The following is a 22,283-nucleotide window of genomic DNA, read 5'->3' on the forward strand; positions in this document are numbered from 1 at the left end:
CACACCTGGCCTTCCATGTCTTTGGGAGAAATGGTTTTCTCGGGTGCGTGCAGTTGCGTGAGCGAGAACGACGGCGCCGGTTTGCCGATGAACGGCGACGGGATCTCGCGTGGATTCAGGCGCAGCCCGATGCCGAGGAAAATCAGCAGGCCGACGAATATACCCAGCGGTAACAGGAATCTTTTCATGGTGCTTATGCGTTGATCGGTTTGATGCCGGCGATTTCCTGCGCGGCTTCCTTGCGCTGGCGCGCGGCAACACGATACCGGCGATCGCTTGCAGCGAGCATGCCGCCGAATGCCATGATGATGCAGCCGCCCCAGATCCAGCCTACGAAAGGCTTGTGCTGTACGCGTACGATCCATGCGCCGCCCTGCGTTGCTTCGCCGAGTGACACATAGAGATCGCGGGTGAAGCCGCGGTCGATGCCGGCTTCGGTCATCGGCATCTGCTGCACGGTATACAGGCGCTTCTCCGGATGCAGCGTGGTGATCTTCTTGCCGTTCTGCATCACGTCGAACGTGCCGCGCGCGGCGACATAGTTCGGGCCCTTGTATTCCTCGAGGTCGACGAAGTGGAAGGTGTAGTCATTCACGCCGGCAGTATCGCCGACGCGCATGTTGACATCCTTCTGGTCATCGAAGCCGTTGACCATGGTGACACCGACCACGAAGATACCGATGCCGAGGTGGGCAATCAGCATCGCCCAGTAGCTGCGCGGCTCGCGCGACAGGCGCTTGCGCAGCGGCATGGCGGCCGGTGCGTGGCGTGCACGCTCGACCACGTGGGCAATCGACGCAAACAGAATCCAGACGGCAAACGTCAGCCCGGCAGCAACCATCGGCGATGCGGCGAGCACGAACGCGATTGCCAGTGCCACGCCGACGGCGGCGAGTGCCACCCAGCGCAGGCGGCGCAGCAGTTCCGGAAGCGAGGCTTCCTTCCAGCGCACGAACGGGCCGACCGCGAGCAGCACCAGCACCGGAATCATCAGCGGCACGAATACCGCTTCGAAGTACGGCGGGCCGACCGAAATCTTGCCGAGGCCGAGTGCATCGAGGAACAGCGGATACAGAGTGCCGAGCAGCACGGTGCCGGAAGCCACGAGCAGCAGGACGTTGTTCACCAGCAGCATCGACTCACGCGACACCAGGGCGAAACGGCCACCCAGGCCGACCGACGGCGCGCGCCATGCATACAGCAGCAGCGAACCGCCAATAACGATGGCGAGGAAGATCAGGATGAACAGGCCGCGCTCCGGATCGGTGGCAAATGCATGCACCGAGGTCAGCACGCCGGAACGAACCAGGAAGGTGCCGAGCAGCGACAGCGAGAAGGCGACGATTGCCAGCAGCACGGTCCAGTTCTTGAAGCTGCCGCGCTTTTCCGTCACGGCCAGCGAGTGGATCAGCGCGGTGCCGACCAGCCACGGCATGAAGGAAGCGTTTTCCACCGGGTCCCAGAACCACCAGCCGCCCCAGCCCAGCTCGTAATAGGCCCAGAAGCTGCCCATGAAAATGCCGAGCGTCAGGAACATCCAGGCCACCGAGGTCCAGGGGCGCGACCAGCGCGCCCAAGCGGCGTCGAGCTGGCCGCCCATGAGCGCGGCGATCGCGAACGCGAATGCCACCGAGAAGCCGACATAGCCCATGTAGAGCAGCGGCGGGTGGATGATCATGCCGAAGTCCTGCAGCAGCGGGTTGAGGTCGCGGCCGTCGGGCGCGCCCGGCAGCAGGCGGTCGAACGGGTTGGAGGTGAACAGCAGGAAAGCCAGGAAACCGACGCCGACCAAGCCCATCACGCCGAGCACGCGGGCCACGGTTTCCTCCGGCAGCTGACGGCTGAACAGGGCGACTGCGAAGCCCCACATTACCAGCATCCAGATCCACAGCAGCAGCGAACCTTCGTGGCCGCCCCAGGCGCCCGCGACGCGGTAATACACCGGCAGCGAGGAGTTGGAGTTGGAGGCGACATAGGTCACCGTGAAGTCATTGGTGACGAAGGCATAAACCAGGCAGGCGAAGGCCACCGTGATGAGCAGGAATTGCGCACCCGCGGCGGGACGGGCCAGCGCCATCCAGCGCTGGTTGCCGTTGAAAGAGCCGGCGATGGGCAGGATACCCTGCACCAGGGTCACCGCCAGCGCCAGCATGCAGGCGAAATTGCCAAGTTCCGGGATCATTTATTTCACTTCCTTTGCGTCGGCTGCGACAGGGACGGCCGGAGCGGCGGCGGGGGCCGCGGCCTGTTCGCCCGCCTTCTGTTTGGCGGCATCCTCATGCGCTTTCTTGACCGCGTAGGCTGCTTCGGAGGGCATGTAGTTTTCGTCGTGCTTGGCGAGCACTTCGTCGGCGACGAAATGGCCGTCCTGGCCGAGCTTGCCCTGCGCCACGACGCCCTTGCCTTCCTTGAACAGGTCGGGAAGGATGCCCTTGTAGGTGACCGGGATTTTCTGCGCGGTATCGGTGACGACGAAGCCGACGGTCACGCCGTCGGACTGGCGCTTGACGCTGCCCTCCTCCACCATGCCGCCGATGCGGAAGCTGCGGCCCTTGGGCGCTTCGCCCGAGAAGACTTGCGTGGGCGTGAAGAAAAACACCATGTTCTGCTGGAATGCGGAAAGGACCAGCCACGCTGCCAGTCCCAGTGTGCCAAGCCCTGCCGTGATCAGGATCAGGCGCTTATGCCTCGTTTTCATTGCTTTCCCTCCGGTTGCTGCGTATCCAGCGTCGATGCTGTTTCATGACGGTATTGCGGCGCATGCGCACGGCAATCACTTCTCCTGCGATCAGGACGACCGTCATCAGGACGGAGCCCCACACATAGAGCGCATACCCGCCCATGGCGAAGAAGTCGCTCCAGCTATTCCAGTTCATGCGTTTTTCTCCACGTATTCCTTGACCCAATCCGCGTGCCGCTCGCGCTCGAGCATGATGCAGCGCACGCGCGCCAGTGCCACCGCGACGGTATAGGCCCAGGACGCCAGCGCCATGATGAGCATGCCCAGCAGCATGACCATGGCCATGCTCGGCGCCTTGGTCAGGCTGACCGACGAGCCCTGGTGCAGGGTGTTCCACCACTGCACCGAAAAGTAGATGATCGGAATGTTCACCACGCCGACCAGCGCCAGCACGGCGCCCGCCTTGTCGGCACGGCGCGGGTCGTCGATGGCGGCCTGCAGTGCCATGAAGCCGACGTAGAGGAACAGCAGGATCAGTTCGGAGGTCAGGCGTGCGTCCCACACCCACCAGGTGCCCCAGGTGGGCTTGCCCCAGAGCGCGCCGGTCCACAGCGCGATGAACGTGAACATCGCGCCCGTGGGCGCCAGCGCCGTTGCCATCATCGAGGACAGGCGGGTGTTCAGTGTCAGTCCGACAAAGGACCAGAATGCCATCACGAGATAGATGAACATCGACATCCAGGCCGCCGGCACGTGCAGGAAGATGATCCGGTAGGACTCGCCCTGCTGGTGGTCGGTCGGCGCCACGGCGAAGCCGATGTACAGGCCGACAACCGTGAGGATCACGGCCGCGGTCGCAAACCAGGGAATCATTTTTCCCGCAATCGGGAAAAACGTCTGCGGCGATGCATACTTGAAAATGCCGGAGCCGCTGGAGTCGGCGCGGCGGGCCAGAGTTTGGTTGATTGTGGACACTAAGGCAATGCTCCAAGAAAAATATCGATGTCAGCCGAACCCTGTATCAGGCCTGGAACCGCGCTGACATGTTTCCCGGTTTCGAGAATTTCGCCGACAGCATAGCGCTGTCTGCCTTCGGATTCCACCGCTTCCGCCCTTTCTGGCCCGGTTTTGGCGGGAATTTGGCTGCAGATGCTCGCCGGGAACGCGCGCGCACTATCAAAGCAATCGGTGTGCCACTGGATTTCCGCAAGCACTTGTTTCGCTGGGACAGTGGCGCGAATAAACAGTTGCGGATGGTGCATGCTCATTCAACCGCAATGCGCAGGCCGGCCGCCGTTGCCCAGGGCGCCAGCGCCGCCGCGCCGGCAAGCGCGCCGCCGAGCAGCATCAGGTGGGCGGCGGCGCCCACGCCCGAGACTTCCGCGCCGACGGAACCTGCGCCGAAAATCAACACCGGGATGTACAGCGGCAAAACCAGCAGCGAGACCAGCACGCCCCCGCCCCGCACGCCGAGCGTGAGCGCCGCGCCGATGGAACCGACGAGGCTGAGCACGGGCGTGCCGAGCAGCAGGCTGACGAACAGCACCGCGACCGACGACGACGGCAGGTCGAACTGCACTGCCAGCACCGGCGCCAGCAGCACCAGCGGCAGGCCGGAAACGATCCAGTGCGCGATCACCTTGCCGATGACGATGATGGTCAGCGGCTCGGACGATAGCACCATCTGCTCCAGCGTGCCGTCCGCGTAATCGAGCGCGAACAGCCGACCCAGCGCCAGCATCGACGCCAGCAAGGCCGCGACCCAGAGGATGCCGGGCGCCATGGTGCGCAGCAGTTGCGGCTCCGGCCCCACGCCGAGCGGGAACAGGCTGGCCACGATGATGAAAAAAAATAAAGTCGTGAGCACGTCCGAGCGGCGGCGGAAGGCCAGCAGCAGGTCGCGCCGGATCACGCACATCAGCGCGCTCAGCATACCCGCCCCGCGTTCATGTCCAGGCGCAGGGCGCGCTTTGCAGAAAGGTCGATTTCCTGGTGGGTGGTGTAGATCACCATGCCGCCGCCCGCGAGATGCTTGCCAATCGTGCCGCACAGAGCGGACACGGCACTCTTGTCGAGAGCGGTGAAAGGTTCGTCGAGGATCCATAGCGGCATGCCCAAGCCCAGCGACAGGCGCGCCAGCGCCACGCGCTTGCGCTGGCCCTGCGACAGGGCGCGCGTAGGCAGGTCGGCGGCGCGGCCGAGGCCGAGCTGCTGCAAGGCGTCGTGCGCCTCGTCTTCGCCCACCGGCCTGCCAGCCAGCGTTGTCGAGATGACCAGATTTTCCCACGCCAGCAAGTCGTCCTTCACGCCGTTCGCATGGCCGATGTAGATCAGCTTGCTGCAGAACTCCTCGCGCAGGCTGCGGATATTGCGGCCCTGCCAATGAATCTCGCCCTCCGCCGGCTCGGCCAAGCCGCACAGCATGCGCAAGAGGCTGGTCTTGCCGCTGCCGTTGGTGCCGGACACCCACAGGGCGTCGCCGGGCTGGACATCGAAACTGAGGTCGGCAAAGAGCTGCAGGTCGCCGCGGATGCAGGTAAGCCGGTGGGCCTGCAGGCTCATGCGCGGCCTTTCGCGGGCCGCAGGGCTCGAAGTGTGGAGAGGTGCATGGATGCTAATTGGTCAAGGTTCTGCCGGGTCACGAAATCATCCCGGCGAAAGCCGGGATCCAGCGTCGTGGTCAGACGCCGGCAAAGTCGCTGGACCCCGGCGTTCGCCGGGATGACATTGATCGACCTTGTGTGAACGGCTTGGAATTATATGCCGAGATTGAAAAGCACCCGTGCCGCCCCTTCAGGCAGTGAGCAGCGCCCCAAGACGTTCGTGGTCGAGGATCTTGATACGGCGGCCCATCACGTTGATCAGGCCGTCCGACGAGAAGTCATGCAACAGGCGCGACAGGGTCTCGGGCGTGAGGCTCAGGCGCGATGCGATCAGGGTCTTGCTGGCGATGAGTTCGACCGTATCGCCGGCCTGGTACTGGTTCTGCCGCAGCAGGTAGCCGGCCAGGCGCTGCTTGGCGGTCTGCAGCGAATAGCTTTCGATGTCGCGCGTGAGCGTGTAGAGCTGGCGGCCGACGCAGACCATGAGTTCCTGTGCGAAACCGAAATTGTCCTTGGCGACTTCGAGCACTTTCTCGCGCGTGGTATGGAGCAGCATCGAATCGGTCGTGGTCTTGACGAACGCGAGGTGCTCGCGGTCCAGCAGCATCTCGCCCAGGCCGAAGCACTTGTTCTGGCCGAGGATGGCCAGCGTCTTTTCGCTGCCATCCTTGCGGTCGAAGCCGATCTTCACCTGCCCGTACACCACCACATAGACACCCTTGGGCGCATCGCCCTGGTTGACCACGCAGGTATTGGTCGTCGCGCGGATCGGCTGGGTCGCCGTCGTCAGTTCCTCGAGCTGGCGCTCGTCGAGCATGCGGAACAGCGTTGTATTGGCAAGAATGCGTTTCAGGTTTTGCATGGAATCATCTCGCGGCGATCGAGCACGTTCTAGTGTCATTCTCGGACCTGCGTTATCTGGGCAGCCCTCAAGGCTTGCGTCTTATCAAGGTGAAGGCAAGCATAGCGATCCCCCTCGTATTTTTAATGATCTAGATCAATTTTCTCCAAATGCGCCCGGGCTAGCCTGCCTGCGGTGCGTATTTCCTTGCAGCATCGAGGCCCCGGCTGTCAATGGCTCAATGGCGGCGAGCTCGGAAAACCCTATCCTGGATCAAGGAATCTGGAAGTCGCATGCGAAAAAATGCATCGGACACGGAGAGCGGAGTTCTATACATGGAATCGATTTGCGCCTATCTCAGGCACGACCACCAGCGTTGCGACGAACTCTTCGATCGAGCAGAGACCAGCGTCGCGCAGCGCAAGTGGGAAGCCGCCATCGACAGTTTCCGACGCTTCCAGGACATGCTGCGCCGGCATGTCCGCATGGAAGAATCGGTGCTGCTGCCCGCGTTCGAACAGACGCTTTCAGGCGGCGCAGGCCCGGCTGCGATACTTCGGGCCGAACACAGGCAGATCGACGGCATCGTCGACCGCATGCGCGACGCGATCGAGCGCTTCGACCCTGCCGCTTATGTACTGCATGCGGAGACCCTCACCCTCCTGATGCAACAGCATGCCCTCAAGGAAGAAGACATGCTCTATCCGCTGCTCGACCGCGTGCTTGCATCCAATCGCGACAAGCTCATCAGCGCCATGATGCAATACATCGATCCGCACGCCCCGCAACTCGCGACAAGCTAGCACGCGATCAACCCGGGCAAGGGGTGGCTTGAACTTCAAGCCGCTGCCACCCTCTACTCATCGATTCTTGCCGAGCCAGCGCATTCGGCATGCTCCTTGCTTGGTTCCCGCCCGGAATCTTATGCATTCGCGCAATCCAATCCAGACCTTATGAACGATTTATCTATCCAAACCATCGAGAACGTCACGTACGACGAGCTCGCCGTCGGCCAATCGTCGCGGATGGTCCGCACGCTGACGCTGTCGGACATCCAGGCCTTCGCCGCCGTCTCCGGCGATTTCAATCCGACCCACGTCGACGCCGAATTCGCTGTGCAGACCCTGTTCCACGGCGTCGTTGCCCATGGCATGTGGGGCGCTACCCTGATTTCCAGCCTGCTCGGCACGCAGTTCCCGGGCGCCGGCACGGTCTACGTCGACCAGTCGCTGCATTTCGCGCTGCCCGTGCGCGTCGGCGATACGCTGACGGCCATCGTCACCATCACCGGCAAGGACGACAACAGCAAGCGTGTGGCGCTCGATTGCCAGGTCGTGAACCAGAACGGCGGCATCGTGCTCTCGGGCAGCGCCGTCGTCCTCGCCCCGACGCAGAAGGTGCGCCGCAAGGCGATCAACCCGCCGGAGGTGCGCACCTTCGATCCGCAGGCGCGTTTCGACGCCCTGCTCTCCAGCGTCAGCCACCTCGCCGCCGTGCGCTGCGCCGTGGTGCACCCCTGCGACAGCGAGTCCCTGAAAGGTGCGCTCAACGCCGCCCATTTCAACCTCATCAAGCCGGTGCTGATCGCGCCTGAAGCGAAGCTGCGCGCCGTCGCCGAAGGGGCCGGCCTCGACCTCAACGGCGCCGAGATCATTTCGGTCGAGCACAGCGTCGCCGCCGCCGCACGCGCCGCCGAGATGGCTGCCAATGGCGAAGTCGAGGCGATGATGAAAGGCAGCCTGCACACCGACGAACTGATGAGCGCCGTCGTGACCACGCGCGCGCTGCGCACCAAGCGCCGCCTGTCGCACGTGTTCCGCTTCGACGTCCCGATGTACGACCGCCCGCTGCTCATCACCGATGCGGCGATCAACATCAAGCCCACGCTCGAGGAAAAGGCCGACATCATCCAGAACGCGATCCACCTCGCGCATGCGCTGGGCAACGAGCGCCCGAACGTGGCGATCCTGTCGGCGGTGGAAACCGTGAACGTCAAGATGCAGTCCACGCTCGACGCCGCCGCGCTGTGCAAGATGGCCGACCGCGGCCAGATCAAGGGCGGCGTGCTCGACGGCCCGCTCGCCTTCGACAATGCGATTTCGATGGAAGCGGCACGCATCAAGGGCATTGAATCGAGCGTCTCGGGCAATGCCGACATCCTGGCCGTGCCCGACCTCGAATCCGGCAACATGCTGGCCAAGCAGCTCGAATACCTGGCCGGCGCCACCACCTGCGGCATCGTGATGGGCGCGCGTATTCCAATCGCCCTCACCAGCCGCGCCGACAGCGCCAATGCCCGCGTGGCTTCCGCTGCGCTGGCCCTGCTGATGGCGCACCGGAACAGGAAGGTGCAGCCATGACCCAGGACGCAATCCTCGCGGTCAACGCCGGCTCCTCCTCGCTCAAGTTCGCGCTGTATCCGCAGAACCGCACCGAGATCGGCGCGGCGCCGCTGTCGGGCAATATCGAAGGACTGGAAGCCGGCGGTTCGCCGCTGGTGAAAATCTCGGGCAAGGACGGCAGCAGCAGCGAACAGCTCGACGCCGGCGCAGGCAGCCCGCACGAGCGCGCGCTGTCGGCGCTGCACACCGTGCTAGAGCGCCATGCGCGCGGCATCCGAATCACGGCGGTCGCGCACCGCATCGTGCATGGCGGCGACCGCTTCGCCGCTTCCGTGGTGCTAGACGACGACACCCTCGCCTACCTCGAAACGCTGTGCCCGCTCGCGCCGCTGCACCAGCCGCACAACCTGGCCGGCGTGCATGCCTTCCGCAAGCACTTCCCGGCGCTGCCGCAGATCGGCTGCTTCGACACCGCCTTCCACGCCACGCTGCCGGAAACGGAGTACACCTTCGCCCTGCCGCAGGCATTGCGCGACGAAGGCATCCGCCGCTACGGATTCCACGGCCTGTCGTACCGCTATGTGACCGACCGCCTGCTGGAGCAGACGCCGCGTGCCCGCGGACGCATGATCATCGCCCATCTCGGCAACGGCGCCAGCGCTTCCGCCGTGCAGGACGGCAAGAGCGTCGCGACCACGATGGGCTTCTCGGCGCTGGACGGATTGGTGATGGGTACGCGCGCCGGAGCCATCGATCCGGGCGTGCTGCTGCATTTGTTGCGCCAGGGCTGGAGCTGGGAACAGCTGGAGCGCACGCTGTATCGCGAATCCGGCCTGCGTGGCGTTTCGGGCATCTCGGCCGACATGCGCACGCTGCGCGCCAGCGGCGAAGCGGGCGCGAAACTCGCGATCGCCCTCTTCACCCATCGCCTGGTACGCGAATGCGGCGCGCTCACGGCCTGCCTGCGCGGGCTGGACGTTCTCGCCTTCACGGGCGGGATTGGCGAGCACGACACCGCGCTGCGCAAGAACGTTTGCGAGGCGCTGTCCTACCTCGGCGTGAAGATCGACGAACAGGCCAACAACGAAGCCACGCGCGGCGCCATCATGCCGATTCATGCGCAGGACAGCTCGGTGGAGGTATGGGTGGTGCCGACGGATGAAGGGCGCGTCGCGGCGCAGGATGCGGCGGGGTTGATCAGCAGGCGTTGACGGCGCGAAGAAAGCCGCTGGATCCCGGCCTGCGCCGGGATGACGGGGGACTGGCAGCGCGGCGCTGACGCTGTGGCCCGCACGCGGCCTCCTTCGTTACGAAGGCGGGCGGCCAACGTCCACGCAACCGGAAACCTCCCCCCGTCATCCCGGCGAAGGCCGGGATCCAGCGGCGTTTATCGTCGCTCCAAAAAAAAGGCCGCCTGCAGGCAGGCGGCCAAAGGGCTTTCCCTACGATAGGGAGAGGAGACATTTCCTGCTTCCTCTAAAGCAATTACCTTGCCACCCCTCCAAACCGGCACCCTTCCGGGCGTTAGCCCAAAAAATCCGCAAGATTCCACCAAAATTCCCCTTCCCATTTCCCGAAAGCAAGAATCGCATTCTGATTGCGGGAAAGGATCACAAGCAAGATCCCTTCGATCTTTAACTAAAACGCATAAATCAAGTGACTAAACGTTGCGTTCATGAACTTTTTGCTCGCATATACTTCGTGCAGACTTTCTTACAGCTACAACAACATGAACGCGCGCACGCGCCGCTTCATGACAACTTCATACGAGGATGCACTCCATGACCGCACGTACTTCCGTCCATCGCCTCCAGGTCGCCACGGCCCTGTATCGCTTCATTGAAGACAAGGTCCTGCCGGGCACCGGCATCGACAGCGCCACCTTCTGGAAGGGCTTCGACGCCGTCGCCCACGATCTCGCGCCGAAGAATGCCGCGCTGCTGGCCGAGCGTGACCGGCTGCAAACGGAACTGGACAAGTGGCATCGTGCGAACCCCGGCCCGGTCAAGGACATGGGCACCTACCGCGCCTTCCTGCAGTCGATCGGCTACCTGCTGCCGGCGCCCGGCGACGTCAAGGCAACGACCGCCAACGTCGATGCGGAACTGGCGCTGCAGGCCGGCCCGCAGCTGGTCGTGCCCATCCTCAATGCCCGCTATGCGCTGAACGCCGCCAACGCCCGCTGGGGTTCCCTGTATGACGCCCTGTACGGCACCGATGCACTGCCCGAGACCGACGGCGCGACCCGTGCCGGCCCGAACGGCGAAGGCTACAACCCGGTGCGCGGCGCCAGGGTCATTGCCTTCGCCCGCAAGTTCCTCGACCAGGTCGCCGCGCTGGCCAAGGGCTCGCATGCCGACGCCACCGGCTATCGCGTGGATGGCGGCAAGCTGGTTGTGAGCCTGAAGGACGGCAGCACCACCGGCCTGGCCGAAGAAAACAAATTCATTGGTTTCCAGGGCACGGCCGCTACCCCCTCTTCCGTCCTGCTGAAGAACAACGGCCTGCACATCGATATCCAGATCGACCGCGGCACCACCATCGGCAGCCAGGATGCCGCCGGCGTGGCCGACGTGGTGATCGAAGCCGCGCTGTCGACCATCCTCGACCTCGAAGATTCCATCGCCGCCGTCGACGCCGAAGACAAGGTGACCGCCTACGCCAACTGGCTGGGCATCCTGCAGGCGACCCTGGTGGAGACGGTGTCCAAGGCCGGCAAGACCTTCAACCGCACGCTGAACTCAGACCGCAAGTACAACGCCGGCGCCGGCGCCACCGATGCGAAGGATGGCGTGGTGACCCTGCACGGCCGCTCCCTGCTGTTCCTGCGCAACGTCGGCCACCTGATGACCAACCCGGCCATCCTGCTCGACGGCGGCAAGGAAATCCCGGAAGGCATCATGGACGCGATTGTGACCGTGACCATCGCCCTGCACGACCTCAAGCGCAAGCAAGGCCAGGAGATCGGCAACTCGCGCACCGGCTCGGTCTATATCGTGAAGCCGAAGATGCATGGCCCCGCCGAAGTCGCCTTCGCCGTCGAACTGTTCGCCCGCGTCGAGCAGCTGCTCGGCCTGCCGGTCAACACCGTCAAGCTCGGCATCATGGATGAAGAGCGCCGCACCAGCGTCAACCTCAAGGCTTGCATCAAGGAAGCCGGCGCGCGCATCGCCTTCATCAACACCGGCTTCCTCGACCGCACCGGCGACGAGATGCACACCGCGATGCATGCCGGCCCGATGATGCGCAAGGGCGACATGAAGACCAGCAAGTGGCTGTCCGCGTACGAGCGCAGCAATGTGCTGACCGGCCTGTCCTCCGGCCTGCGCGGCCGCGCCCAGATCGGCAAGGGCATGTGGGCCATGCCGGACCTGATGGCGGCAATGCTGGAACAAAAGATCGCCCATCCGAAGGCCGGTGCGAACACCGCCTGGGTGCCCTCGCCGACCGCTGCCACGCTGCACGCCCTGCACTACCACCAGGTGAGCGTTGCCGACGTGCAGAAGGAACTGGAAAAGATCGACGCCCCGGCGGAAATCGAGCGCCTGCTCAACGAGCTGCTCGAGATCCCGGTCGTGGCCGAAGCCAAGTGGACGCCGGCGGAAATCCAGCAGGAGCTGGACAACAACTGCCAGGGCATTCTCGGCTACGTGGTGCGCTGGGTGGACCAGGGCGTCGGCTGCTCCAAGGTGCCGGACATCCACAACGTCGGCCTGATGGAAGACCGTGCCACGCTGCGCATCTCCAGCCAGCACATCGCCAACTGGCTGCTGCACGGCATCGTTACCGAAGCCCAGGTCACCGAGACCATGCAGCGCATGGCCAAGGTGGTGGACGGCCAGAACGCCGGCGACCCGCTGTACAAGCCGATGGCGCCGGATTTCGAAGCATCCTACGCCTACCGTGCGGCGCGCGACCTGGTGTTCAAGGGCCTGGAACAGCCGAGCGGTTACACCGAGCCGCTGCTGCACGCATGGCGCCTGAAGGTGAAGTCGAACGCCTGATCCCGGGCTTCCAGGCACTGAACGCAAAAGGGCCGGTCACCAGACCGGCCCTTTTGCATTGGCTCAGCCGCCCCCTGCCTGCTGCACTGCCTTGGCACGCAGCCGCTCCTCCTGTTCGCGCAACTCTGGCGTGAAGGCTTCACCGAAGTCTTCGGCTTCGAAAATCTGGCGGATCTCGATCTCAGATTCGCCCAGCATCGGATTCGGGCAGCGCTTGACCCAGTCGATCGCCTCCTGCAGCGAGGCGCACTTCCAGATCCAGAAACCGGCGACCAGCTCCTTCGTCTCCGCAAAGGGGCCGTCGATCACGCTGCGCTCCTTGCCGGAAAAGCGTACGCGCGCGCCCTTCGAGCTCGGGTGCAGGCCCTCGCCGGCGAGCATGACGCCGGCGTTCACCAGTTCTTCGTTGAAGCGGCCCATTTCGGCCAGCAGTTCTTCGCTCGGCATCACGCCCGCTTCGCTGTTCTGGTCGGCTTTTACCAGGATCATGAATCGCATGTGGAACTCCTTTTCGGTCAGGTTAAGGTGGGGAACAGTAGCGCCCCATCCCCACGACGAACGGGGAGGCGCAAAATCGACATCATGGGTGCAAATCGGCGCCGGCGTTATCATTGCTTCCCGGAAGTTTTGCATATCCCCGAATGAACAAGCTTATGCCATCCACATTTCTTAGCAATGGCACCGTGGTCCTGCTGGCCACGCTGTACTGCGCCCAGGGCTTGCCGTCGGGCCTGATCGCGCACGCCCTGCCGGTGCTCATGCGCCAGCACGGCGTCGACCTGGCAACCATCGGGCTGCTCAAGCTGCTGGCCCTGCCGTGGGTGCTCAAGGTCTTGTGGGCGCCGTGGATCGATCGCATCGCTTCGCCGCGCTTCGGCCACCATCGGGGCTGGATCCTGCCGCTGCAGTTCACGGTGCTGGCCATCGTGCTGGCCGTGGCCCTGCTGCCGCCGGACGCCCTGTTCGGCGCCTACCTGCCCGCGCTGCTGGGGCTGCTACTGTGCGTGAACCTGGCTGCGGCGACGCAGGACGTGGCAACCGACGGCCTCGCGGTGCGGCTGCTGCCGCCGCGCTGGCGCGGGCTGGGCAACAGCCTGCAGGTCGGGGGCTACAAGGCGGGGATGATCGTCAGCGGCAGCCTGCTGTTGCTGGTCATCGAGTCCTGGGGATGGAGAAACGCGATCGGGATGATCGCCGCCCTGCTCGCCCTCATGACGGTGCCGGTCCTGCTGTTCCCGGAAAAGCAGCGCCTGCCGTTCGAACCGGCGCGCGCCGAGCCGGCCGGGCCGCTGCTGCTGTGGCGGCATTATCGCGGCTTTCTCGCGCGGCCCGGGCTGGGCGGCTGGATGCTGGTGGTGCTGACCTTCAAGCTCGGCGACGCGCTCGGCTCGCCTATGATCAAGCCGCTGCTGGTGGATCACGGTTGGACGCCGGGGGCGCTGGGCCAGCTCACGCTCATCAGCAGCATCGCGGGCATCGGCGGCGCGGTTCTCGGCGGGCTGGCATATGCACGCCTGCGTGCGCTGCGCTCGCTCATCCTGTTCGGACTGCTGCAGGCGGCGGGGATCGCCGCCTGGGCATGGGTGGCGCAGGCAGGCGGTGACGCCGGCATCGTCTATGGCATCGCGCTGTTCGAGCAGATCGCCGACGGCATGTCCACGGTCGCGCTGTTTGCGGCGATGATGGATCGCTGCCGGCCGGAACACGAGGGCGCGGATTTCACCATCCAGGCCTGCGCACAGGTGGTGCTGGCCGGGGTTATCGGCTCGCTCAGCGGCCTCTCGGCCAAGCTCTTCGGTTACGGCCCCCATTTCCTGCTGGCCGGGGTGCTTGGCGTACTCGCCCTCGGGCTTGTCGTCCGGGGTTTCCGGCCATTCGCCCAGGGCGCCGGCAACTAGTAGGTTGTCCGGGCAGATTCGCCGGGTTTCCATGTTCGCAGGCGCATGGGGAAGGTCAATTCATCACAAGAATCCGACGTCATTCCGACGAAGGCGGGAATCCAGTGCCGTGCGAGTACGCCCATGCTTTCTTCGAATGAACGACGCTGGATTCCGGCTTTCGCCGGAATGACGGGGTGAGAGGAAGCGGGGAATCAGGCGGCGGCGCCCGCATGCGGGCTGCAAAGGTGGCGCACCCATACCCCCCTCCCACGTCATTCCGGCGAAGGCCGGAATCCAGTGTCGTACGAGTGCGCCCATGCTTTCTCCGAGTGAACGCCCCACCGGTCACTCCGCCGGTGCAGGCGCAGGCAGCTTCCTGGATGTCCGCACGCTCAGTACCATGGTGACCGCCAATATCGTGGCCACGACGCCGAGCGAAACGCCCACCGGTATCTTGTACACATCGATCAGGCACATCTTCGCGCCGATGAATACCAGAACGACTGCCAGCCCGTAGTTCAGCAGATGGAATTTGCTGGCCACCGCGGCCAGCAGGAAGTACATCGCACGCAGTCCGAGTATCGCGAACACATTGCTGGTCAACACAATGAACGGGTCGCTGGTGATGGCGAAGATGGCTGGAATCGAGTCGACCGCGAAGATGACGTCGGTCAGTGCGATCAGGCAGATCACCATGAAGAGCGGCGTGGCGATCTTCCTGCCGTTCTCGATCGTGAAGAACTTTTCGCCGTCATACCGGTGACTGACGGTCATGATCCTGCGCAGCAGCTTCAAGGCCGGATTGTCGTTCAGGTCCGACTCCCTGCCCGCGGCCCACCACATCTTGATGCCGGTGAGGATCAGGAAGCCGCCGAACACATACAGCACCCAGTGGAACTGGGACAGCAGCCAGCCGCCCACCAGGATCATGATGGTGCGCAGCACGATCGCGCCGATGATGCCGATCATCAGAACGCGTTTCTGGAACGCGGGCGGAACGGAGAAATACGTAAAGATCATGAGGAAGACAAAGATGTTGTCTACCGCCAGCGATTTTTCGATCAGGTAGCCGGTCAGGAATTCAAGAGACCTGGTATTGGCCATCTCCACCGATCCGGTCGCATCCCTGACCGCCCACCAGAACAAGCCATTGAACAAAAAGCTCAAGAGAATCCAGATGAGGGACCAGTTCAGCGCTTGCTTGACGTTCACGGTCTGCGCGCCCTGGTTCCTGAGCACGACAAAGTCGACAAAAAGTGCTGCCAGCACGATGCCGGCGAACGTACACCATAGCCACACGGGCGCAATCGTTTCCATATCGGATCCTTCGAATATCAGCGTGGTCGAGACACAGGAATTCTTAACCAAACTTCAATGCCAAAGAATCTGTCTCGATTGCAGAGATAATTCGCAAAAACCTGATGACCGGGAAATATCGCGCCCTCCTTTCCGTGCTCCAATATTCCCGACGGGTCAACTGCCGAGGTTCGTGAATACCCCGGCCGCAAGCTCCGCCCACACGTAGAGCAGCGCCAACGTGAACGCGGCGCCGATGGCAAGCCTGTAGTTGCGAGGTGCCTTCCTCGAGACCAGCACGAAGGTGCTTCCGGTACCGAAGAGAAGGAAGCCCATCACGATGAAATCCGTCATGTCCCAGTTCACTTCGCTGGTGAATTGCATGGCGGCCAAGGGAATCAGCAATAGGAGACCGGTCGCCAATGCGATCCGGATGAACACGCCGCAGCGCGCGACGAAGTCGTTGCGTTTTGTGTTCATGAAGTCATATGTCCGTAAAGCGCGCGATGCTCAGCGAACCAGGATTCGAAGCCGTCGGCGGTGACCGGTTTGCAGACGTGGTATCCCTGCGCCTGGTTGCATCCATGCTGGCGGAGGTAGTCCAGGGTTTGCGCCGACTCGATGCCTTCGGCGACGACTTCCAGCGATAGCGACCGACCAAGTGTGATGACGGCCTCTGTCACCGCCCGGCTGACGGCATCATGCTCGAGACGCTGGACGAAGGACTTGTCGACCTTGATCTTGCTGATGGGTAGGCGTGACAGGTAATTGAGGCTGGAGTAGCCGGTGCCGAAATCGTCGAGCGCGATCTTGATGCCGTAGGATCTCAGTTGCGACAGCACCGCGATGGCGTGATCGAGATTCTCCATCATCGATGTCTCGGTCACTTCGACCTGCAGGGCCGAGGGAGCAATTGCGAACTTATGCAGATTTTCCACGAAGGCTCCCGCGAAGTCCTTCTGGCGAAATTGCACCGCCGAGACATTCACCGCGATCGGTATGGGCGGCAGGCCGCGCTCACACCATTTGCGATGCTGGCGGCAGGCTTCCGCAATCACCCATTCACTGAGCGAGTTGATATGGCCGGTCGCCTCCGCGACCGGGACGAACTGGTCGGGACCGATGTCTGCATGCGGCCAGCGCACCAGCGCTTCCACACCGACCAGCCGTGAGCTGTGCATGTCGACCAGCGGCTGGTAATGCAGCTCGAAACCGCCTTGCGCCAACGCGCCCTTCAATTGTTCCTCGATGCGAAGCTGGCGCTGCGAGCGCTCCGCCAGCTCCTGGGAGTAGAACTGCACGTTGTTGCGTCCTGCCTGCTTTGCCTGATACATCGCGGCATCGGCGTTGTTGATCAGCGTGTCGAGCACGTCGCCGTCCCGGGGAAACAGGCTGATCCCGATCGACGCCGACAGCGATATCTCAAGCCCGTGGACCCGATAGGGAAGATGAATGCTGTGTGCCAGATGCCGCGCCACATCGCCGGCCTTTTCGTCGTCGATGTCCGGCACGAGGATGAGAAACTCATCGCCGCCGAGCCGGAACACGATGTCTTCCGCGCGCGTGCATTCGTCCATTCGCATTGCTGCGTCGCGAAGGACGGCGTCGCCTGCTTCGTGTCCATAGGTATCGTTGATCGGCTTGAAGCGGTCCAGGTCGACGAACAAGATTGCGCAGTGCCGGCCGAACCGGCGCGCGCGCCCGAACACGTGCTTGGCATAGTCGAACAGGAGGCCGCGATTGGGCAGGCCGGTAAGAGGATCATGCAGTGCGGCCTGACGGATGCGCTCCTCGGCTTGCTTGCGCTCGCTGATGTCCAGCACGAACGCAAGCAAGTCGTCCTCGTTGCTCAGTATCGACGTGGCAAGCAGCACGGGAACCCGTGTTCCATCCGGACGTACGTACTCCTTCTCGTAAAGGTCTGAAACGCCGGATTCCCGCGCCTGGGCGATCGCCCTCTGGTCCCGCTCCATATACTCCGGCGGGGTCACCTTGGTCCAGCGGATCCGGCCGGTCAGCAGGTCTTCGCGGCTTCTCCCGATGATGCGCAGGTAGGCGGCGTTGGCGTACAGAATGTTTCCGTCCGGCGTTCCACGCACCGTCCCGATGGGGTTCGCTTCCAGCATCATCCGCAGCTGCTGTTCACTGTCGCGCAACGCCTGTTCCGCCAGCTTTTTTTCCGTGATATCCAGCACCGTGCCGATGCAGCGCAACGGCCGGCCGGCAGCATCGAACAGGACGCGTCCCCGCCCTTCCAGCCAGCGTACCTGCTTGTCGACGCCGATCGTCCTTGCTTCCAGTTCGAGCCGCCCGCCGCCGGCTCCCCGCATGGCGGCCTTCAGCGCCTCGTGCACCCTGAGCCTGTCGTCAGGATGGATGCCGGCCAGGAAGCGGTCGTTGGTGACCTGCTGCTCCGGCAGCACCCCGAGGTAGTACTTCATTTCGGGGCTCCATTCGATGCGGTCCGTTTGCGCCGAGTAATCGAACAAGCCCAGCCCGGTCGCCGCGGTGGCGAGCTCCAGGCTCTCCTTGCTCTTTTGCCGCTCCGCTTCCGCCCGCTTGCGGTCGGTAATATCCTTGACGACGGAAATGAAGTACTCCGGCAAGCCGCGATCGTCACGAACGAGCGAGACATTGAGCGCGATCCACATCACCTCGCCGCTCTTGTGCAGATAGCGTTTGTCCATGGAGTAGGAGGCGATCCGGCCCGCCAGCACCTGGCGCATTTGCTGCAGGTCTGCTTCGATATCGTCGGGATGCGTAATGTCCTGGAAAGTCAGCGAGTGCAGTTCTTCTTTCGTGTAGCCGACGATATCGCACAGACGCTGGTTGACCCGCAGCCATTTCCCGTCCGGCGCCACATGGGCGATGCCGACCGAGGCCTGCTCGAACGTCGCGCGGAACGCCTTGGTTGCGCGCTCCAGTTCTGCCGTGCGCTCGACGACCCTGCGCTCAAGTTCCTTCGACAATGCACGCAACTCATCTTCGGCCTGCTGCCGCACCGTCATATCGCGGATAGCGGCAACAACCATCGGCTCGCCATCGAGATCGACCGGATTCAGGCTGATCTCGACCGGAAACTCCCTGCCGTCCGCACGCAAGCCCAGGAGTTGTGTCTTGCCGCCGCCCATAGGCCGTTGCGACGGACGGACACCGAACTGATGGCGCTGCGCCACGTGTTTCGCGTGGAAGCGTTGCGGAATCAGGATTTCGACCGGGCGGCCGACCATCTCGTGCCGTTCATATCCGAACATGCGCTCGGCGTGGGTATTGGCAAGATCGATCGTCCCGTCCCTGCGCATGATGATCGTTGCATCCGGCGCGGCTTCCAGCAACGAACCAAAGCGCTTCTCGGCCAGGCGCGCCATGGTCACGTCACGTACATAGATGGCGGCGAAAACCGGCTGGTGATAGGTATCGAAAATCGGACTGAAGGCGATCTCGTACGTCTTGCGCAGCACGTGCTGGTCGCCGAATTCCTCGTGAACCCGAAATGACTCGCCGCCCAGCGCGCGCCGGCACAAGGCAACCGCCTTGTTTCTGTCTTCGGGCTGGCCGGCAAGCAACTCATCTATCTTTTGCCCCACATCGGGCCGCGTGCCGAAAACGAGTTCGAACTCCTTGCGGTACGCCGCATTCACGGCGACGAAGCGAAGACTGGTGTCCACCGCCGCCACCATATCCTTGCTGTTCTCCAGCAAGGAGGCTGCAAATGACATGACCGCGCTGCTGTGTAGGCCGGAAGTGAGTGAGGGGTTGGGGCCCATGACGGTCTCCTGAAATACGTCCTCTACAGACAATTTCGAGGAGGCACCGTTCGAATTGCCGTACAGCAGGAACCAGACGCATTCGGCGGCGGCAATTGCAGGATGGCTGCCTTCATCAATCCTTCTGAATAAGCTCGACGAGACAATCGATAAGCAGGCGAACATCGGGAAGAAGCCCGCGTGATGGAAAAACGGCCTGCGGGCTGAAGCCCGGTTGCGAGGCGCCCGTCGCAATAGCGAGGGCGCCTGACGTCTGGCACCGCTACTTCTTGCCGGCGATGGTGAAATAGCTGGTCATCAGATTCCGGTAGTTCGGAATATGGCTGGAGAAGAGCGCGCCCAGCCCTTCGATGTCGTTGCGCCAGTCACGGTGCAGCTCGCAGGCCATGCCAAACCAGTTCATCAGTTGCACGCCGGCCGCCTGCATACGGAACCAGGCGCTGTGTCGCGTGACTTCGTTGAATGTACCTGACGCGTCGGTGATCACGAATACATCGTAGCCCTCCTCGATGGCGGAAAGTGCCGGGAAAGCCACGCAGACTTCAGTGACGACACCGGCGATGATGAGCTGCTTCCTTCCCGTTTCCTTGACGGCCTTGACGAACTCCTCGTTGTCCCACGCGTTGATGTTGCCGGGGCGAGCGATATAGGGCGCCTTGGGGAACATTTCTTTCAGTTCGGGAACGAGCGGACCGTTCGGGCCGTTCTCGAAACTGGTCGTAAGTATGGTGGGCAACTTGAAATACTTGCCGCAAGCGGCAACTGCCAGCACGTTGTTCTTGAACTCCCCTGGCGAAAAGTCCTGAACCAAAGAGATCAGGCCTGCTTGATGGTCTACCAATAGCAACGCGGCATCATCTTTCGAAAGCCGCGTGTACGTGAACGGCGTGCTCATGACTGATTGCTCCTAAGTTGGTCGAGTGCTGTTGCCCCGCGACGAGGCTCCGGGTGAACCCGCGGCAGCGCCTCGCCGGGGTTCCTCCAACCTAGCACGCGGGGCGCGCATACCAACCTGAAGAGGGCGTGGGCTTGTGCCTCATCAGCCCTGTATATCAAAGGCATCAGGGCGCTGCCTCGTCGCAACGCCGTCCATGTCCTTTGCGGACAGCTCGTTTCAGCCCTCCTCACATTGCTAAGCGACTGCGTTAAAGAATTGCGCTTCGAGAAAGCCGGTCAAGTCTTGCCCGGACATCGGACGGGCGAACAAATATCCCTGCCCCGCCTCGCAACCCAGCGAGCGCAGAAAAACGGCTTCCTCTTCCGTTTCGATACCTTCGGCCACCGTCCGAAGTCCGAGCCCGCCGGCGAGATGCATGATCGATTCCAGAATGGCCGCGGCCTTCTTGCGGGCGTGCACCTTGGTCACGAACGTCCGGTCGATCTTGAGTTCAGTAAACGGTACCTGGCTCAGCAGTTTCAAGGAAGAGTAGCCCGTCCCGAAATCGTCGATCGACACCTTGAACCCTTGCGTTCGCAGGCAAGCCAGCGAGTGTGCGACGTTGCCGGACCTGTCCGATGGCGCGGTTTCGGTGACCTCGATCGTGATCAGATGCGGTTCAAGTCCGGATTCTCTTAAGAGGCCGCATATTCCGCGGGCCAGTTTGACGTCGCGCAGGCTGACCGGAGAAACATTGAGCGCAAATCCCAGTTCAGTCCCTGTTTCGGCGCAGCCCTTTGCAAATGCAAGTGCTTGAGCAAGGAGGCACTCGGTCAGTTGATCGATCAATCCATACCGTTCCATCAACGGGATAAATTGATCGGGCAACAGCAAGCCGCGTCGTGGATGAGCCCATCTCGCGAGAATCTCGACGCCGACCGGTTGCCCGGTCATCAGGTCGATTTGAGGCTGGTAGAACGGCACGAATTGCCCGTTCCTGATCGCTGCTTGCATTTCCTGCCTGGTCGGTCGCGTATCCGGTTTCATGATATTCACTCTGCGTGCCGATCCCTGGCTCGTCCGGCCGCCAAACGTGCTGATGGTTGAAAGGTTTGCGCGGGGCCGGGAGAGCAGCGGTTCGGCCCCGCGGTATTGGCGCCACTTACGCGCCAAAGTCGGTGGACACCGCCAGCTGACGCCATTCAGCCAGCTCTGCTGCCACAAAGCGGTTTTTCTGCTCGATGCGCTGGACGGTGTCGCTGCCCAGCGGCAGGCGTCGCGGCGGCTTCTGCGCATTGGCCAGCGCAAGGACCGCTTGGGCGAGTTTCGACGGGTCGCCAGGCTGGCCGTGATTCGCGTCTGCTGCGAATTGCCGCATGGCGCCAACCGTCTCCGCGTAATCGTCGATGATTCGTGTCGACTTCTTGAGCGAACTGCTGTCAAGGAAGTCGGTGCGGAAGAATCCGGGCTCGACGACGGTCACGTTGATGCCGAGCGGCTGTAATTCCTGGGACAAGGCTTCCGACAAGCCCTCGACGGCGAACTTCGTCGCGCCGTACACGCCCCATCCCGCGTAGGCCGCGTAACCGCCGATTGAAGAGATGTTAATGACATGCCCTGAGCGCTGCACGCGCATATGCGGCAGGACGGCACGTGTGACGGCGAGCAGCCCGAAAACGTTGGTGGCAAAAAGCCCTTCAGTCTCTTCTGCAGTCGCCTCCTCGACCGCGCCCAGCAATCCGTAGCCGGCGTTGTTGACAAGAACGTCTATGCGCCCGAAGCGCTCGATGGCCTCCCTGGCTGCACGATGCGCCTCGGCCTCCTGCGTCACATCGAGCCTCACGGCAAGGAGCCGTGGATGCTCGCCAAGCTGCGCGATGACCTGTTCCGGATTTCGTGCTGCGGCAACGACATTGTCGCCCGCCTGCAAAGCCCGTTCTGCGATCAACGCACCGAAGCCACGGGAAGCACCAGTAATAAACCATGTACGCAT

Annotated in this window: 20 protein-coding genes and 1 pseudogene; 5 read left to right on the forward strand and 16 right to left on the reverse strand. The window is 63.0% G+C overall.

Annotated features, from left to right (window positions below; translation table 11 throughout):
• The 9 genes and pseudogenes from VFF99_RS05560 to VFF99_RS05600 all read right to left on the reverse strand — a co-directional run.
• A pseudogene (locus tag VFF99_RS05560) lies at positions 1-188 on the reverse strand (DsbE family thiol:disulfide interchange protein); the annotation flags it as partial.
• Positions 189-193: 5 nt separating this feature from the next.
• A complete protein-coding gene (locus VFF99_RS05565; RefSeq protein ID WP_325015775.1) occupies positions 194-2,182 on the reverse strand; it encodes a heme lyase CcmF/NrfE family subunit in 1,989 nt (662 codons plus the stop codon).
• Positions 2,183-2,698: a cytochrome c maturation protein CcmE gene (gene ccmE, locus VFF99_RS05570; RefSeq protein ID WP_325015777.1), complete on the reverse strand. Its 516-nt coding sequence runs from the start codon at positions 2,696-2,698 to the stop codon at positions 2,183-2,185.
• On the reverse strand, positions 2,682-2,876 hold the full coding sequence (gene ccmD, locus VFF99_RS05575; RefSeq protein ID WP_325015779.1) for a heme exporter protein CcmD: 195 nt from the start codon (positions 2,874-2,876) through the stop codon (positions 2,682-2,684). The genes ccmE and ccmD overlap by 17 nt, the downstream gene beginning before the upstream one ends.
• The gene (locus VFF99_RS05580; RefSeq protein ID WP_325015846.1) at positions 2,873-3,553 is read right to left on the reverse strand and encodes a heme ABC transporter permease; all 681 of its coding nucleotides are present in this window, start codon (positions 3,551-3,553) and stop codon (positions 2,873-2,875) included. The genes ccmD and VFF99_RS05580 overlap by 4 nt, the downstream gene beginning before the upstream one ends.
• Positions 3,554-3,654: 101 nt before the next feature.
• Positions 3,655-3,942: a hypothetical protein gene (locus VFF99_RS05585; protein ID WP_325015781.1), complete on the reverse strand. Its 288-nt coding sequence runs from the start codon at positions 3,940-3,942 to the stop codon at positions 3,655-3,657.
• Positions 3,943-3,944: 2 nt separating this feature from the next.
• On the reverse strand, positions 3,945-4,613 hold the full coding sequence (gene ccmB, locus VFF99_RS05590) for a heme exporter protein CcmB (protein ID WP_325015783.1): 669 nt from the start codon (positions 4,611-4,613) through the stop codon (positions 3,945-3,947).
• A complete protein-coding gene (gene ccmA / locus VFF99_RS05595; protein ID WP_325015784.1) occupies positions 4,607-5,242 on the reverse strand; it encodes a cytochrome c biogenesis heme-transporting ATPase CcmA in 636 nt (211 codons plus the stop codon). The genes ccmB and ccmA overlap by 7 nt, the downstream gene beginning before the upstream one ends.
• A 231-nt stretch (positions 5,243-5,473) precedes the next feature.
• The gene (locus VFF99_RS05600; RefSeq protein ID WP_325015786.1) at positions 5,474-6,145 is read right to left on the reverse strand and encodes a Crp/Fnr family transcriptional regulator; all 672 of its coding nucleotides are present in this window, start codon (positions 6,143-6,145) and stop codon (positions 5,474-5,476) included.
• A 314-nt stretch (positions 6,146-6,459) separates the two neighbouring features.
• Between VFF99_RS05600 and VFF99_RS05605 the strand changes: the two genes are divergently transcribed.
• The 4 genes from VFF99_RS05605 (at position 6,460) to VFF99_RS05620 (ending at position 12,470) form a co-directional block, all read left to right on the forward strand.
• Positions 6,460-6,927 carry a hemerythrin domain-containing protein gene (locus VFF99_RS05605; protein ID WP_325015788.1) on the forward strand — a complete coding sequence of 156 codons (468 nt, stop codon included), beginning with the start codon at positions 6,460-6,462 and terminating at the stop codon, positions 6,925-6,927.
• 150 nt (positions 6,928-7,077) lie between these two features.
• Positions 7,078-8,484 (forward strand): bifunctional enoyl-CoA hydratase/phosphate acetyltransferase, encoded by a 1,407-nt coding sequence (locus VFF99_RS05610; RefSeq protein ID WP_325015790.1) that lies wholly within the window; start codon positions 7,078-7,080, stop codon positions 8,482-8,484.
• On the forward strand, positions 8,481-9,677 hold the full coding sequence (locus tag VFF99_RS05615; protein WP_325015792.1) for an acetate/propionate family kinase: 1,197 nt from the start codon (positions 8,481-8,483) through the stop codon (positions 9,675-9,677). The genes VFF99_RS05610 and VFF99_RS05615 overlap by 4 nt, the downstream gene beginning before the upstream one ends.
• Positions 9,678-10,247: 570 nt before the next feature.
• Positions 10,248-12,470, forward strand: a complete 2,223-nt coding sequence (locus tag VFF99_RS05620) for a malate synthase G (protein WP_325015794.1) — start codon at positions 10,248-10,250, stop codon at positions 12,468-12,470.
• A gap of 63 nt (positions 12,471-12,533) precedes the next feature.
• Here VFF99_RS05620 and VFF99_RS05625 read toward each other — a convergent pair whose 3' ends face one another.
• On the reverse strand, positions 12,534-12,968 hold the full coding sequence (locus tag VFF99_RS05625; RefSeq protein ID WP_325015796.1) for a YciI family protein: 435 nt from the start codon (positions 12,966-12,968) through the stop codon (positions 12,534-12,536).
• 155 nt (positions 12,969-13,123) lie between these two features.
• Here VFF99_RS05625 and VFF99_RS05630 point away from each other — a divergent pair, with 155 nt between their 5' ends.
• Positions 13,124-14,368, forward strand: a complete 1,245-nt coding sequence (locus tag VFF99_RS05630; protein ID WP_325015798.1) for an MFS transporter — start codon at positions 13,124-13,126, stop codon at positions 14,366-14,368.
• A gap of 327 nt (positions 14,369-14,695) precedes the next feature.
• On the opposite strand, the gene VFF99_RS05635 is transcribed toward VFF99_RS05630, so the two are convergent.
• From VFF99_RS05635 to VFF99_RS05660, 6 genes are all read right to left on the reverse strand, one after another.
• Positions 14,696-15,667 carry a TerC family protein gene (locus VFF99_RS05635; protein ID WP_325015800.1) on the reverse strand — a complete coding sequence of 324 codons (972 nt, stop codon included), beginning with the start codon at positions 15,665-15,667 and terminating at the stop codon, positions 14,696-14,698.
• A 156-nt stretch (positions 15,668-15,823) separates the two neighbouring features.
• Positions 15,824-16,126, reverse strand: a complete 303-nt coding sequence (locus VFF99_RS05640; RefSeq protein ID WP_325015802.1) for a hypothetical protein — start codon at positions 16,124-16,126, stop codon at positions 15,824-15,826.
• Entirely contained in the window at positions 16,123-19,365 is a 3,243-nt protein-coding gene (locus VFF99_RS05645; protein WP_325015804.1) for a PAS domain S-box protein, read from the reverse strand. The genes VFF99_RS05640 and VFF99_RS05645 overlap by 4 nt, the downstream gene beginning before the upstream one ends.
• A gap of 310 nt (positions 19,366-19,675) precedes the next feature.
• Positions 19,676-20,308 (reverse strand): isochorismate family cysteine hydrolase YcaC, encoded by a 633-nt coding sequence (gene ycaC, locus VFF99_RS05650; RefSeq protein WP_325015806.1) that lies wholly within the window; start codon positions 20,306-20,308, stop codon positions 19,676-19,678.
• Between the two features lie 237 nt (positions 20,309-20,545).
• Positions 20,546-21,337 (reverse strand): EAL domain-containing protein, encoded by a 792-nt coding sequence (locus tag VFF99_RS05655; protein ID WP_325015808.1) that lies wholly within the window; start codon positions 21,335-21,337, stop codon positions 20,546-20,548.
• Positions 21,338-21,452: 115 nt separating this feature from the next.
• A complete protein-coding gene (locus tag VFF99_RS05660) occupies positions 21,453-22,283 on the reverse strand; it encodes an oxidoreductase (RefSeq protein WP_325015810.1) in 831 nt (276 codons plus the stop codon).

Origin of the sequence: Noviherbaspirillum sp., assembly GCF_035654295.1 — a bacterium.
Taxonomy (GTDB): Bacteria; Pseudomonadota; Gammaproteobacteria; order Burkholderiales; family Burkholderiaceae_D; genus Noviherbaspirillum.